The 13,016-nt window shown below is 67.1% G+C and carries 15 protein-coding genes; 6 read left to right on the top strand and 9 right to left on the bottom strand.

Annotated elements, in window-relative coordinates:
- The first annotated feature begins 28 nt into the window (after positions 1-28).
- On the top strand, positions 29-409 hold the full coding sequence (panD, locus tag C6P61_RS03270) for an aspartate 1-decarboxylase (RefSeq protein ID WP_105728559.1): 381 nt from the start codon (positions 29-31) through the stop codon (positions 407-409).
- Here panD and pabB read toward each other — a convergent pair whose 3' ends face one another.
- Together pabB and nadA are read right to left on the bottom strand one after the other, a co-directional pair.
- The gene (pabB, locus tag C6P61_RS03265; RefSeq protein ID WP_105728507.1) at positions 410-2,200 is read right to left on the bottom strand and encodes an aminodeoxychorismate synthase component I; all 1,791 of its coding nucleotides are present in this window, start codon (positions 2,198-2,200) and stop codon (positions 410-412) included.
- On the bottom strand, positions 2,197-3,294 hold the full coding sequence (gene nadA, locus C6P61_RS03260; protein WP_105728506.1) for a quinolinate synthase NadA: 1,098 nt from the start codon (positions 3,292-3,294) through the stop codon (positions 2,197-2,199). The genes pabB and nadA overlap by 4 nt, the downstream gene beginning before the upstream one ends.
- 214 nt (positions 3,295-3,508) lie before the next feature.
- On the opposite strand from nadA, the gene panB reads away from it, so the two are divergent.
- Both panB and panC read left to right on the top strand, forming a co-directional pair.
- Positions 3,509-4,384: a 3-methyl-2-oxobutanoate hydroxymethyltransferase gene (gene panB, locus C6P61_RS03255; protein ID WP_105728505.1), complete on the top strand. Its 876-nt coding sequence runs from the start codon at positions 3,509-3,511 to the stop codon at positions 4,382-4,384.
- A 64-nt stretch (positions 4,385-4,448) separates the two neighbouring features.
- Positions 4,449-5,300 (top strand): pantoate--beta-alanine ligase, encoded by an 852-nt coding sequence (panC, locus tag C6P61_RS03250; RefSeq protein WP_105728504.1) that lies wholly within the window; start codon positions 4,449-4,451, stop codon positions 5,298-5,300.
- 108 nt (positions 5,301-5,408) lie between these two features.
- On the opposite strand, the gene C6P61_RS03245 is transcribed toward panC, so the two are convergent.
- From C6P61_RS03245 to C6P61_RS03230, 4 genes are all read right to left on the bottom strand, one after another.
- On the bottom strand, positions 5,409-6,422 hold the full coding sequence (locus C6P61_RS03245; protein WP_105728503.1) for an NAD(P)H-dependent glycerol-3-phosphate dehydrogenase: 1,014 nt from the start codon (positions 6,420-6,422) through the stop codon (positions 5,409-5,411).
- A 31-nt stretch (positions 6,423-6,453) separates the two neighbouring features.
- Positions 6,454-6,903: a protein-export chaperone SecB gene (secB, locus tag C6P61_RS03240; RefSeq protein ID WP_105728502.1), complete on the bottom strand. Its 450-nt coding sequence runs from the start codon at positions 6,901-6,903 to the stop codon at positions 6,454-6,456.
- A gap of 140 nt (positions 6,904-7,043) precedes the next feature.
- Positions 7,044-7,301: a glutaredoxin 3 gene (grxC, locus tag C6P61_RS03235; protein ID WP_105728501.1), complete on the bottom strand. Its 258-nt coding sequence runs from the start codon at positions 7,299-7,301 to the stop codon at positions 7,044-7,046.
- A gap of 11 nt (positions 7,302-7,312) precedes the next feature.
- Positions 7,313-7,723, bottom strand: coding sequence for a rhodanese-like domain-containing protein (locus C6P61_RS03230; RefSeq protein ID WP_105728500.1), 411 nt, complete (start codon positions 7,721-7,723; stop codon positions 7,313-7,315).
- A gap of 66 nt (positions 7,724-7,789) precedes the next feature.
- Between C6P61_RS03230 and gpmA the strand changes: the two genes are divergently transcribed.
- The 3 genes from gpmA (at position 7,790) to C6P61_RS03215 (ending at position 10,879) form a co-directional block, all read left to right on the top strand.
- A complete protein-coding gene (gene gpmA, locus C6P61_RS03225; protein WP_105728499.1) occupies positions 7,790-8,533 on the top strand; it encodes a 2,3-diphosphoglycerate-dependent phosphoglycerate mutase in 744 nt (247 codons plus the stop codon).
- A 97-nt stretch (positions 8,534-8,630) separates the two neighbouring features.
- A complete protein-coding gene (locus C6P61_RS03220; RefSeq protein ID WP_105728498.1) occupies positions 8,631-10,103 on the top strand; it encodes a S41 family peptidase in 1,473 nt (490 codons plus the stop codon).
- 23 nt (positions 10,104-10,126) lie between these two features.
- Entirely contained in the window at positions 10,127-10,879 is a 753-nt protein-coding gene (locus C6P61_RS03215) for a HesA/MoeB/ThiF family protein (RefSeq protein WP_105728497.1), read from the top strand.
- Positions 10,880-10,909: 30 nt separating this feature from the next.
- On the opposite strand, the gene C6P61_RS03210 is transcribed toward C6P61_RS03215, so the two are convergent.
- The 3 genes from C6P61_RS03210 to folE are packed head-to-tail and all read right to left on the bottom strand — an operon-like array spanning position 10,910 to position 12,913.
- Positions 10,910-11,752 (bottom strand): DUF429 domain-containing protein, encoded by an 843-nt coding sequence (locus tag C6P61_RS03210; RefSeq protein ID WP_105728496.1) that lies wholly within the window; start codon positions 11,750-11,752, stop codon positions 10,910-10,912.
- Positions 11,753-11,759: 7 nt separating this feature from the next.
- Positions 11,760-12,185, bottom strand: a complete 426-nt coding sequence (locus C6P61_RS03205; RefSeq protein WP_105728495.1) for a BLUF domain-containing protein — start codon at positions 12,183-12,185, stop codon at positions 11,760-11,762.
- A 2-nt stretch (positions 12,186-12,187) separates the two neighbouring features.
- A complete protein-coding gene (gene folE / locus C6P61_RS03200; RefSeq protein WP_105728494.1) occupies positions 12,188-12,913 on the bottom strand; it encodes a GTP cyclohydrolase I in 726 nt (241 codons plus the stop codon).
- Positions 12,914-13,016: the final 103 nt, after the last annotated feature.

Here is a 13,016-nt window from a genome sequence, read left to right as displayed (position 1 = left end):
AATAGCGGCCTATTTGCCCGAGATCACCATGTTCCGTACCCTGCTCAAATCCAAGATCCACCGCGTCAAGACCACGCATGCCGAGCTGCACTATGAGGGCTCCTGCGCCATCGACGAGGACCTGCTCGATGCTTCCGGCATCTGCGAGAACGAGCAGATCCATATCTGGAACGTCGACAACGGCGAGCGCTTCGTGACCTACGCGATCAAGGGCCAGCGCGGCACCGGCATGATCTCGGTCAACGGCTCGGCGGCACGCCGCGCCGCCGTCGGCGACCTGCTGATCATCGCGGCCTTCGCCCAGGTCCACGAGGATCAGGTCGCCGGCCACAAGCCGAAACTGGTGTTCGTCAACGACCAGAACCAGCAGGTCGAGCTGCGCGACAAGGTCGCGGTGCAGCAGATGTGATCAGGCCAGCCGGGCCGGAATCCAGCCGCGCAGGCTGTTGAGGAAGGCCAGGCCGGTCGCGCGCTGCAGGTCCTCGACCCGCAGCACGGCTTCGCGGACCCTGCCCTCGCGCAGCTCGATCTCGCGCCCGACGCCGTCGAGCAGGCCGCAAGACAGGGCTGGCGTCAGCCATTCGCCGTCGATCTGCAGCGCGATATTGCCGCGCGTGCACTCGGTCAGCTCGCCCTGCCCGTTCCACAGGATGGCGTCGAACAGCCCCGGCTGCGCCGCCGCCGCCGCTTCGTAATGCGCGCGACGCGTGGTCTTGTAGCGCACGAATTCGCTCTGCGCGGCCTCGAAGGGCTGGTCCGCCAGCGCCAGCGTGACTTCGGCCGGACTGGCCTCCATCGCGAAGGCCTGCGCCTGGACCCGGCCCTGCGCGTCGAGCAGCAGCCGCACCCGCCACAGGCCCTGCGGATGGCTGGCGACCAGCTGATCCAGGCTGGCGCGCAAGGCCATCTGGTCCAGCGCGTAGCCGAAATGGTTTGCTGCACGCTGCAGTCGCGCCAGATGCTCGGACTCATTGCGCAGCACGCCGTCGGCCAGCGCCAGCGTCTCGAGCAGCTCGAACGGCTCGCTGGCGCGATCGAGGAAGGCGCGCTTGTGGCGCCATTCCTGCCATTCGCCCTCGGCGGTAGCGCCCGAGGTGATGCCGCTGCCGATGCCGCAGCTCAGGGCCTGGCCCTGCGCCGTCACGGTACGGATCGCGACGTTGAAGGTCGCGTGGCCGCCCGGTTGCACGACACCGATCGCGCCGCAGTAGGCGCCGCGCGGCACCGGTTCCAATTCATGGATCAGCCGCATGGCCTGGACCTTGGGCGCACCCGTGATCGAGCCGCAGGGAAACAGCGCCGTGAAGACATCGGCCAGCGTGGTGCCGGGCCGGCTGTCGGCCGTCACATCCGAGGTCATCTGCCAGACGGTCGGCAAGGCTTCCAGGTGAAACAGGCGCGGCACCTTGACCGAATGCGGCAGCGCGACGCGCGACAGGTCGTTGCGGATCAGGTCGACGATCATGACGTTCTCGGCCCGCTCCTTGGCTGAAGCCAGCAGGGCGTCGGCATGGGACTGGTCCTGCTCGGGCGTGGCGCCGCGGACGGCGGTGCCCTTCATCGGGCGCACCAGCAGCCGCTTGCCGTCCCAGTCGAAGAACAGTTCGGGCGAGACCGACAGCAGCTGGCGCTCGCAAGCATCGAGCCAGGCCGAATAGCCGCCCGGCTGGGCTCGGCGCAGCGCTGCATAGAGCGCCAGTGCGCTGCCCTGCAACAGCTCGCCCGTGAGCTGGGCAGTGTGGTTGATCTGGTAGCAGTCGCCAGCGGCGATCGCGCTCTGGATCGCCTCGATGTCGCGCGTGAAGGCCACGCGCTCGGGGCCGGCGCCCCAGCGGGCCTTGGCCGGTGGCTGCGGCTCCTGCGCCCGCTGCGCCGTATCGGCAGTGCCTGGCGGCAGCTCGCAATCGAGCGGCCAGTCCAGGGCCCGGTCGAAGACGGCAAACCAGGCCAGCGGGCCAGTGGCGGCATGCACCCGCAGCGCGGCATCGAAGGCCGGCGCGGCTTCATAGGCCACATAGCCCAGGCACCAGCGCCCGGCTTGCGCCTCGGCCTGCACCTGCTCCAGCAGCGGCTTGACTTGGGCCGGCGCATCGGCCTGCAGCACGCGCAGCGGCGCACCGAAGGCGCAGCGCAAGCGCTGGCCCGCCCCGCCCTGCGGCTGGGAAAAGTCGATCAGCGCCGTCAGCGCCGGCGTCGTCATGCCGCGCCGATGTTCGGCACCAGCGCGCCGGCGTCCTGGCCAGCCTTGTGCGCGGCGGTGAAGGCCAGCATGCGGTCGATCGGCTGGCGCGCGCGCGGGATCAGCTCGGGGTCGACATGGATCTCGTTGAGGCCGCTCTCAAGCACGCGCGCGACGCCGGCCAGGCTGTTCATCGCCATCCAGGGGCAGTGCGCGCAGCTCTTGCAGGTCGCGCTGTTGCCGGCGGTCGGCGCCTCGATGAAGGTCTTGCCCGGGTTCAGCGTGCGCAGCTTGTGCATCATGCCGTTGTCGGTCGCGACGATAAATTCCTTCGCGTCCATCGACTTGGCCGCGTTCAGGATCGCCGAGGTCGAGCCAACCGCATCGGCCAGCGCGACCACGTCGGCCGGGCTCTCGGGGTGCACCAGCACCTTGGCGCCTGGGTGCTGCTGGATCAGCGCTTCGAGCTCGGAGGCCTTGAATTCGTCGTGCACGATACACGAGCCCTGCCACATCAGCATGTCGGCACCGGTCTCGCGCTGGATATAGCCGCCCAGGTGCTTGTCGGGTGCCCACAGGATCTTGTGGCCCTTGTCCTTCAGGGCGCTGACGATCTCGAGCGCGCAGCTCGAGGTCACCAGCCAGTCGGACCTGGCCTTGACCGCCGCGCTGGTGTTGGCATAGACGACGACCGTGCGATCCGGATGCTGGTCGCAGAAAGCCGCGAAGTCATCGATCGGGCAGCCGAGGTCGAGCGAGCAGTTCGCGTCGAGGTCGGGCATCAGGATGGTCTTCTCGGGCGAGAGGATCTTGGCGGTCTCGCCCATGAAGCGCACGCCTGAGACCACCAGCGTCTGCGCCGCGTGGTCGCGGCCGAAGCGCGCCATCTCGAGGCTGTCGCTGACGATGCCGCCGGTCTCCTCGGCCAGATCCTGCAGGTCCGGGTGCACGTAGTAGTGCGACACCATGACCGCATTCTTTTCCTGCAGCAGGCGGCGGATCTTGTCCTTGAGCGCGGCGCGCTCCTGCTGGCTCGGCTCCTCGGGCACGCGCGCCCAGGCATGGCGCGTGGTGCAAGCCGGCTGTTCGTAATCGACCTCGATGACCTTGTCCATCTCTCTATGCTCTCTGTTGGGCTGTAGCTGCCGGCAGCAAAAGCCGGCCATGCATGCGGTGCGCCCTCCGGGATCGACGACCGCGCTGGGCCTCTATTGTCCCGCATCGCAAGCGCGCTCGTGTGGCAGCAGGCAAGAAGCCAATGCGGCAGAAATGCATCCGGATAGACTAGACTTTCGGCTTCACGGGACAGAATCGGAAGAAAGTTCAAAAATGAGCGAGACGCTAGCCAGCACCCCCTACGGCACCCTGCCCACGGCTGCTTCGCTGCCGCAGCGCAAGCCGGTCAGCCTGCCGCGCCTGCACGAAATGCGCGAGCGCGGCGAGAAGATCACGATGCTGACGGCCTACGACGCCACCTTCGCCGCCGCGGCCGACAGCGCCGGGGTCGAGACCCTGCTGATCGGCGACTCGCTCGGCATGGTCTGCCAGGGCCTCTCGAGCACGGTCGGGGTCACGCTCGATACCATGTGCTATCACACCGAAAGCGTCGCACGCGGCCTGCGCCGGGTCCAGGGTACGGCCTGGATCGTCGCCGACCTGCCCTTCGGCAGCTACCAGGAGTCGAAGGAGCAGGCCATCCGCAGCGCCTCGGCCTTGATGCACGCGGGCGCGCACATGATCAAGCTCGAAGGCGGCGGCTGGACCACCGAGACCGTGGCCTTCCTGGTCGAGCGCGGCATCCCGGTCTGCGGCCACCTCGGGCTGACGCCGCAGACGGTGCATGCACTGGGCGGCTACCGCGTCCAGGGCCGCAGCGACAGCGATGCCCAGCGCCTGCGGCGCGATGCGATGGCGCTGCAGGATGCCGGCGCCGACATGCTGGTGCTCGAAATGGTGCCGGCAGCGCTCGCGGCCGAACTGACGCCCGAGCTGCCGCGCTGCCACACCATCGGCATCGGTTCGGGCAAGGGCACGGCCGGCCAGGTGCTGGTGATGCACGACATGCTCGGCATGGGACTGGGCAAGACGCCCAAGTTCGTGCGCAACTTCATGGCCGGCAACGACAGCGTGCGCGACGCGATGGCCGCCTATGTCGCGGCCGTCAAGGACGGCAGCTTCCCCGACGACCGGCTGCACGCCTGGTAAAGACAGCGCTCAGTATCCAGGCCACCGTTTCGCCGTTCATAGACCGACTCCGCCAGCAGACTCCATGCAAGTCATCCACACCCTCGCCGAGCTGCGCCAGCAGCTGGCCCGCTTCGATTCGCCCGCCTTCGTGCCGACCATGGGCAACCTGCACGACGGCCACCTGGCGCTGATCGGCCACGCCCGCCAGCTGGGCGACGTGACCGTCGCCAGCATCTTCGTCAACCGGCTCCAGTTCCTGCCGCACGAGGACTTCGACAGCTACCCGCGCACGCTGGCAGCCGACTGCGCCAAGCTCGAAGCAGCAGGCTGCGACATCGTGTTCGCGCCGTCGGAAAAGGAGCTCTATCCGCAGCCGCAGACCTTCAAGGTCCACGCGCCAGCGGCGCTCGGCGACATCCTCGAAGGCCATTTCCGCCCGGGCTTCTTCACCGGCGTCAGCACCGTGGTCATGAAGCTGTTCCAGTGCGTGTTCAGCGAGGCCAAGGGCGCGCGCCACGCGGTGTTCGGCAAGAAGGACTATCAGCAGCTGATGGTGATCCGCCAGCTGGTGCAGCAGTTCGCGCTGCCGGTGACGGTGCATGGCGTCGACACTGAGCGCGCCGGCAGCGGCCTGGCTTTAAGCTCGCGCAACGGCTACCTGTCCGAAGCCGAACGCAGCGAGGCGATCCAGCTCTCGCTGGCGCTCAAAACACTGATCGCGGCCGTGCTCGGCGGCGAGCACAACCTGGCCGCGCTCGAGCAGCACGCGATGCAGGCGCTGGCCGCGCGCGGCTGGCAGCCCGACTACCTGACGGTGCGCCGTCGCGTCGACCTGCAGGTCCCGCAGGGCCACGAGTTCCAGCCCGGCGAGCTGGTCGCGCTCGGCGCCGCGCGCCTGGGCAGCACGCGCCTGATCGACAACCTCGAGTTCTGAGGCCAGCGTGCGCCCACGCCGGGCGCAACAAAGACAAAGGCCTGCCACCGGGGCAGGCCTTTCTCGTATCAGCCAGAGGGGCGCGGCACAAGCCGTGCCAGCGGCACCTCAGTGGATTTCGGCCACCGGATCGCGCCCCATCAGGGCCGCGACCGCCTCGGCCGGCTGCAGGCGACCGTCGAGCAGAGCGACCACCGCCTCGGTGATCGGCAGCTCGATACCGAGCGCGCGCGCGCGCTGGGCCACGGTGTGGGCGCTGTAGACCCCCTCGGCCACATGACCGAGCGAATCGACCGCCTGTTGCAGCGTCAATCCCTTGGCCAGCAGCAGGCCGACCTGACGGTTGCGACTCAGGTCGCCGGTGGCGGTCAGCACCAGGTCGCCCAAACCGCTGAGACCCATGAAGGTCTCGGCCTTGGCGCCCAGCGCCAGACCGAGCCGGGCGATCTCGGCCAGGCCGCGCGTGATCAGCGCGGCGCGCGCATTGAGCCCGAGGTCGAGCCCATCGCACAGGCCGGTCGCGATCGCCATCACGTTCTTGACCGCACCGCCGACCTCGACCCCGACCAGGTCGTCATTGGCATAGACGCGCAGCGAATTGCCATGGAAGGCCTGCACCAGCCGCTCGCGCAGTTCGGGGCTGTCGCTGGCCGCGACCAGCGCGGTCGGACGACCGGCGGCCACTTCCTTGGCAAAGCTCGGGCCGCTGAGCACGCCGGCCTGCAAGCCGGGCGCGACCTCGGCGCAGATCTCGTGCCCGAGCAGGCCGATGCCGGCAGCGGCCGCGCGCTCGAAGCCCTTGCAGAGCCAGACCACCGGCGCCGGACTCGCGCGCAGCAAGGTCAGCATGTCGCGCAAGGCCGCCATCGGCGTGGCAATCACCACCAGGTCGTCAGCCGCCAGCAGGGCCGGCAACTCGTCGAGCCCGGCTTCGAGCACCTGCAGCCGTGGCGGAAACGGCGACTCCGGCAAGTAACGCAGGTTCTCGCGCCGCTGCTTCATGTCGGCCGCCTGGGCCGGGTTGCGCGCCCACAGGCGCACCTCGTTGCCGTCGCCATTGGCGGCGGCCGCAATGGCCAGCGCCGTGCCCCAGGCGCCAGCGCCCAGCACGGTGATCTTCATGCAGGCCAATTCATCTCCCTTGCCGCAGCGCTCAGGCTGCAGCGGCCTCTTGCTCGGCTTGCGCCTGCTGCTGCTCGTACATCGACTGGAAGTTGATCTCGGACAGATGCACCGGCGGGAAACCGGCGCGCGTGATCACGTCAGCGATGTTGCCGCGCAGATAGGGGTAGACGATCTGCGGGCAGGCGATGCCCATGATCGGGCCCATCTGCTCGTCGGGCAGGTTGCGGATCTCGAAGATGCCGGCCTGCTTGACCTCGGCCAGGAACACGGTCTTGTCCTGGATCTTGGTCTGCACGGTCGCGGTCACGCTGACTTCGTAGATGCCGTCGGCCACCTGCTCGGCACCCACGCCGAGCTGGATGTCGACCGAAGGCTGCTCCTGCACCAGCAGGATGGCGGGCGAATTGGGCTGCTCCAGCGAAGCCTCCTTCATGTAGACGCGCTGGATCTGGAACACGGGAACCTGTTGCTCGGACATTGCTGCTTTCGTTCTTGGGTCAAAAAAAGCCCGCTGCCGGCGCATTGCCGCAGCGGGCCGATCGCCTGCCATTATGTCAGCAAGGCATGGCACCAAAAGGCGCGCCAGCTGGCCAACAGGGCCGGCCTGGGCCAGGCCGCTCAGGCGTCGAGCAGGGGCTGCAGGCCGCCGCGCGCGTCGAGCGCATGCAGGTCGTCGCAGCCGCCGACATGCTGGCCGCCGATGAAGATTTGCGGCACGCTGGTGCGCCCGACCAGTTGCGCCATCGCGGCGCGCTCGGCAGGCTTGCCGTCGACGCAGATCTCTTCCCAGGCGGTCACGCCGCGCTCGCGCAGCAAGGCCTTGGCGCGCTGGCAGTAGGGGCAGTAGTCACTGCTGTAGATCTTTACTTCAGCCATGTTGAACTCCTTCAGGCCTTCTCGACCGGCAGGCTGGCGGCGCGCCAGGCCTTCATGCCGCCCTCGAGCGACTGGGCCTTGTCGTAGCCGAGCTTTTTCGCGATCGCGACCGCACGGCCCGAGCGCATGCCCGAAGCGCAGACCAGGATCACGGGCAGGGCCTTGTTCTTGACCGCAGCCGGCAGCTTGGCCTCGAGATCAGCCAGCGGGATGTTGCGTGCACCGACCACGTGACCGGCGGCGAACTCGTCGCTGGCGCAGACATCGACCACCACCGCCTTCTCGCGGTTCATCAGCAGCACCGCATCGGTCGGCTTGAGGCCACCCGAGAAGCCGCCACCCGTGGCCAGCGGCCACAGCAGCAAGCCACCCGAAACCAGGGCGGCCAGAATCAAAAACCAGTTAGCTATCAAAAACGTCACAATCAGCCTTTCGCTTGAAGGCCTGTATTCTAAAATGACGGCTTTGTCCCTGCTCTGGATATTCCCATGTACAAACTCGTCCTGATCCGCCACGGCGAATCCACCTGGAACCTGGAAAACCGCTTCACCGGCTGGACCGACGTCGATCTGACCCCGACCGGCGTGTCCCAGGCCATGTCGGCCGGCAAGCTGCTCAAGGCCGAAGGCTGGGACTTCGACCTCTGCTACACCTCGGTGCTCAAGCGCGCCATCCACACCCTGTGGTACACCCTCGACGAGATGGACCGCACCTGGCTGCCGGTGGTCAAGAACTACCGCCTCAACGAGCGCCATTACGGCGGCCTGCAGGGCCTGAACAAGATCGACATGGCCAAGGAATACGGCGACGAGCAGGTGCTGATCTGGCGCCGCAGCTACGACACCCCGCCGCCGGCACTCGAAGCCGACGACCCGCGCGGCCAGCGCGGTGACCGCCGCTACGCCGACCTGGCGCCCGAGCAGATTCCGCTGACCGAATGCCTCAAGGACACCGTCGCGCGCGTCGTGCCCTACTGGGAACAGACCATTGCCCCGAGCGTGAAGTCGGGCCAGCGCGTGCTGATCGCCGCCCACGGCAACTCGATCCGCGCCCTGATCAAGCATCTGGACGGCATCTCGGACGCCGACATCGTCAACCTCAACATCCCCAACGGCATCCCGCTGGTGTACGAGTTCGACGACAACATGAAGCCGCTGCGCCGCTACTACCTGGGCGACGCCGAGGCAGCAGCCGCAGCAGCGGCTGCCGTAGCCAGCCAAGGCAAGGCCTGACCGCCAAGCGGGTCTTGCCTGCGCTGAGCGCCGCCCGGTTCGTGCCGGGTTTATAGTCAACAGACGGCGCATTCGGAGCCGACAGAAGGATGGTTTGATGGGTCAGAAACTCAAGATCGCGGGCTGGGTTGCCGTGGGTGCGCTGGCAGGCGCCTTGACCACGGTGCAGCTGCAGGCGGTCGCGCGCGGTTCGCTCGCACCGCTGCCGCTGGAGGAACTGCAGCAGTTCGCCGCCGTGTTCGGCATGGTCAAGAGCGACTATGTCGAGCCGATCGACGAAAAGAAGCTCATCACCGATGCGATTTCGGGCATGGTCGCCAGCCTGGACCCGCACTCGCAATACTTCGACAAGAAGTCCTTCAAGGAATTCCGCGAAGGCACTTCGGGCCGCTTCGTCGGCGTCGGCATCGAGATCACGATGGAGGACGGCCTGGTCAAGGTCGTCTCGCCGATCGAGGACTCGCCGGCCCATCGCGCCGGACTCAAGACCAATGACCTAATCACCAAGATCGACGACACCCCGGTCAAGGGCCTCACCATCAACGATGCGGTCAAGCGCATGCGTGGCGAGCCCAACACCAAGGTGCAGCTGACCATCTTCCGCAAGGACGAGAACCGCAGCTTCCCGGTCACGATCACGCGCCAGGAAATCAAGACCCAGAGCGTCAAGGCCAAGCTGGTCGAGCCGGGCTATGCCTGGATCCGCGTCTCGCAGTTCCAGGAGCGCACGGTCGAGGACTTCACGCGCAAGCTCGAGGACATCTACAAGGAAAACCCCGGCCTCAAGGGCCTGGTGCTGGACCTGCGCAACGATCCGGGCGGACTGCTCGATGCAGCGGTCGCGATCTCGGCTGCCTTCCTGCCCGAGAATGCCACCGTGGTCACGACCAACGGCCAGCTCGAGGAAAGCAAGTCGATCTACAAGGCCGCGCCTGAATACTATCTGCGCCGCAGCGGCAGCGATCCGATCCGCCGCCTCAACGAGGTCAGCAAGGGCGCGTTCAAGAAGCTGCCGATCGTGGTGCTGGTCAACGAAGGCTCGGCCTCGGCCAGCGAGATCGTCGCCGGCGCACTGCAGGACTACAAGCGCGCCACCATCCTGGGCAGCCAGACCTTCGGCAAGGGCTCGGTGCAGACGGTGCGTCCGCTCGGCCCCGACACCGGGCTCAAGATCACGACCGCGCGCTACTACACGCCCAGCGGCCGCTCGATCCAGGCCAAGGGCATCGTGCCCGATGTCTGGGTCGACGAGACCGAGGACGGCAACCTGTTTGCCGCCCTGCGCACGCGCGAGGCCGACCTCGAGAAACACCTGGGCAACGGCCAGGATGAGGCCAAGCCGCTGAGCGACGCCGACAAGGCGGCCGAGAAACTGCGCGAACAGGAACGCGAAGCCGCGCGCCTGCGCCTGGAGGAAGAAACCAAAAAGAACCCGGGCGGCCGTCTGCTGCCCGAATTCGGCTCGGAGAAGGACTTCCAGCTGCAGCAGGCCATCAAGCAGCTCAAGGGCCAGCCGGTGCAGGTCAGCAAGACGCTGAGCGAGCGCAAAGAGGTCAAGCCCGAGGAATGAGCAGCGTCCCCGCGCATCCCGGCATGAACGACGAGCAACTGCTGCGCTACTCGCGCCATATCCTGCTCGAGGAGCTCGGCATCGAGGGCCAGGAACAGCTGCTGGCTTCCCATGCGGTGGTGGTGGGCGCGGGCGGACTCGGCTCGCCGGTCGCGCTCTACCTCGCCAGCGCCGGTGTCGGCCATATCACCTTGGTCGACCATGACTTGGTAGATGCCACCAACCTGCAGCGCCAGATCGCGCACAACCTCGAGCGCGTCGGGCAAGCGAAAGCGCTGTCGGCCAAGGCCGCGATGCTGGCGATCAACCCCGAGCTGCGCATCGACACCCGGGTGCAGCGCGCCGACGCGGCACTGCTCGACGAACTGCTGCCGACGGCGCAGGTCGTGCTCGACTGCACCGACAACTTCGCGACCCGGCACCTGATCAACCGCGCCAGCGTGCGGCACCGGGTGCCGCTGGTCTCGGGCGCCGGCATCCGCTTCGACGGCCAGCTCTCGGTCTACGACCCACGCGATGCGGCCAGTCCCTGCTATGCCTGCGTCTTCCCCGAGACCGACGGCCTGGAGGAAACCCGCTGCGCGACCCTGGGCGTGTTCGCGCCGCTGGTCGGCATCATCGGCACGCTGCAGGCAGCCGAAGCGCTCAAGCTCCTGTCGGGCATGGGCTCGAAGCTGGTTGGCCAGCTCATGATGCTGGAAGCGCGCGAGATGGCCTTCCACCAGATCCGGCTCGGGCGCAACCCGGACTGCGCGGTCTGCGGCGGCACGCACTGAGGCGCACCTGACGACAAGTCCGGCCAGGCTTCAGGCCGTGACGATCCAGCCTTCGAGCGGATCGAAATCCGGCAAGCCATAGCACGCATGGCCGCCCTGGTGCTGCGTCAGCGCCCAGGCCGCCTGCAACAGACACAGCACTGCATCGAGCCGGTCGCCGCTGGCGTCCGCCACCAGTTCATCATGCTGGGCATGGCTGAGCTTGAGCCGCAGTCCACTGCCCTGCAGCAGCGGCGCCGACCCCATTTCAAGCGTGTGCAGCAGGTCCTTGCGCGCGATCAGGCGCTCCGGGGTCTGCTTGGCCTTGTCGTCGCTCTTGTAGCTGCGCGAGCCCAGCACCGAGCGCGCCAACAGGCCCGGATAGGCCTCGAGCGCGACCCGACCGGCATCGCCCGCGCACAGCCCCGGCAGCGACACGCCAGCCTCGAGCAGCAGCGGAATACCGGCATGCAGCATGTAGGCCACCGGCGGATTGACCCATTTCATGCTCGGGCTCGAACCGGCGGGCCGGTCGGTCGCGCGGTGAGCAAACTTGCCCCCGACGGGACGGGCGGCACAGAAGGCCGCGAAGCGCTCGCGGATCTCGGGCCGGCTCAGGGCGGCATAGTGGCGCATGCAAGCCAACCAGTCGGTCGGCCAGCCCAATGTCTCGACCAGCTCGCGCGGCAGGCCGAAAGGCAGGTCGAAGCCGCCAACCCAGTGCCCCGGCTCGGCCAGGCGGTCACCGAAGCCGGCCAACGTCTCGAAGCTCTCCAGCCGCTCGAGCAGCACCCGACCGGCGCGCAGTCGGCCGCAAGCCAGCAGCACCGGCTTGCGCTGGCTCGGCGCGCTGCTGAAATCGCAGCCCCAGAGTTCGGGCCCTGCAGTGTTCAAGGGCAGATCAGGCGCGGCCGATGATGGAAGCGGTCGCCATCAGCTCCTCGAGCAGCGCCAGCGACACCTTGCCCGAGACCGAATAGGGGTCGAACTCGGGACGCTCGGAATACTTCAGCACGATCGAGGTATTGAGCTTGCTCAGGTTGACCTGGCCCATGGTCCAGCCGCCAAAGCGCCGCTCGCTGATTTCCTCGTAGTGCAGCAGCTCGACGTTCTGGTGGCGCGGGTCCTCGATGATGTGGTTGTAGAGGTGGTTGACCGCCGAGCGACCGCCCTCGATCGCCTGCAGGAAGACACCACCGCCATAGCACAGGATGCCGGTGATGCCATTGTTCAGATTGTGCTGCCTGGCCGAGGCCAGGATGGCATGGACGGCCTCGGCGCTCTCGGGCTGCACCGCACGGCTCACATACAACAGACGTACCAGCATCTTCAGCTCCTACGGGGAATCAGTGACAGGAATTCGCGGCGCAGATCGCTGTCCTTCAGGAACACGCCACGCATGACGGAGTTGATCATCTTGCTGTCCATGTCCTTGACGCCGCGCCAGCCCATGCAGTAGTGGCTGGCTTCCATCACGATCGCCAGGCCATCGGGCTGGGTCTTTTCCTGGATCAGGTCGGCCAACTGGACTACGGCTTCCTCCTGGATCTGGGGCCGGCCCATGATCCACTCGGCCAGACGCGCATACTTGGACAGGCCGATCACGTTGGTGTGCTCGTTGGGCATCACGCCGATCCAGATCTTGCCGATCACCGGGCACAGATGGTGGCTGCAAGCGCTGCGCACCGTGATCGGGCCGACGATCATCAGCTCGTTGAGGTGCTCGGCATTCGGGAATTCGGTGATGGTCGGTGCCTGCACATAACGCCCGGCAAAGACTTCCTTCAGGTACATCTTGGCCACGCGGCGCGCCGTGTCGCCCGTGTTGTGATCGTTCTCGGTGTCGATCACCATGCTGTCGAGCACGCCCTTCATCTTGTCCGTGACTTCCTCGAACAAGGCCTCGAGCTCGCCCGGACGGATGAAGTCGGCGATGTTGTCGTTGGAGTGGAAACGCCGCTTGGCTGCCTGCAGGCGTTCGCGGATCTTGACGGAGACGGGCGTCCCCTCATCGTGGTTGGCGTCGGTCATGTCTTGTTGCACTTTCATCAGCATGTTTCCATGCTAACACCAGCGCCCTATTCCCGATTCCCCCAGGGAATCAGGGTTGACACCAGCCAGCGACGGCTGATAGCGGCTAGGGCGTGTCATCAATCAG

The organism is Malikia spinosa (genome assembly GCF_002980625.1).
GTDB lineage: Bacteria > Pseudomonadota > Gammaproteobacteria > Burkholderiales > Burkholderiaceae_C > Malikia > Malikia spinosa.
The sequence above is the reverse complement of the archived record's forward strand: the minus strand, read 5'-3'. Positions and strand labels throughout refer to the sequence as shown.

Bases quoted from the DNA above. Each gene is read 5' to 3' on its own strand.
- C6P61_RS03215 (WP_105728497.1), top strand. From the start codon at position 10,127: ATGAACGACGAGCAACTGCTGCGCTACTCGCGCCATATCCTGCTCGAG.
- panD (WP_105728559.1), top strand. From the start codon at position 29: ATGTTCCGTACCCTGCTCAAATCCAAGATCCACCGCGTCAAGACCACG.
- folE (WP_105728494.1), bottom strand. From the start codon at position 12,913: ATGCTGATGAAAGTGCAACAAGACATGACCGACGCCAACCACGATGAG.
- nadA (WP_105728506.1), bottom strand. From the start codon at position 3,294: ATGGACAAGGTCATCGAGGTCGATTACGAACAGCCGGCTTGCACCACG.
- grxC (WP_105728501.1), bottom strand. From the start codon at position 7,301: ATGGCTGAAGTAAAGATCTACAGCAGTGACTACTGCCCCTACTGCCAG.
- C6P61_RS03220 (WP_105728498.1), top strand. From the start codon at position 8,631: ATGGGTCAGAAACTCAAGATCGCGGGCTGGGTTGCCGTGGGTGCGCTG.
- pabB (WP_105728507.1), bottom strand. From the start codon at position 2,200: ATGACGACGCCGGCGCTGACGGCGCTGATCGACTTTTCCCAGCCGCAG.
- panC (WP_105728504.1), top strand. From the start codon at position 4,449: ATGCAAGTCATCCACACCCTCGCCGAGCTGCGCCAGCAGCTGGCCCGC.
- C6P61_RS03205 (WP_105728495.1), bottom strand. From the start codon at position 12,185: ATGCTGGTACGTCTGTTGTATGTGAGCCGTGCGGTGCAGCCCGAGAGC.
- panB (WP_105728505.1), top strand. From the start codon at position 3,509: ATGAGCGAGACGCTAGCCAGCACCCCCTACGGCACCCTGCCCACGGCT.
- secB (WP_105728502.1), bottom strand. From the start codon at position 6,903: ATGTCCGAGCAACAGGTTCCCGTGTTCCAGATCCAGCGCGTCTACATG.
- gpmA (WP_105728499.1), top strand. From the start codon at position 7,790: ATGTACAAACTCGTCCTGATCCGCCACGGCGAATCCACCTGGAACCTG.
- C6P61_RS03245 (WP_105728503.1), bottom strand. From the start codon at position 6,422: ATGAAGATCACCGTGCTGGGCGCTGGCGCCTGGGGCACGGCGCTGGCC.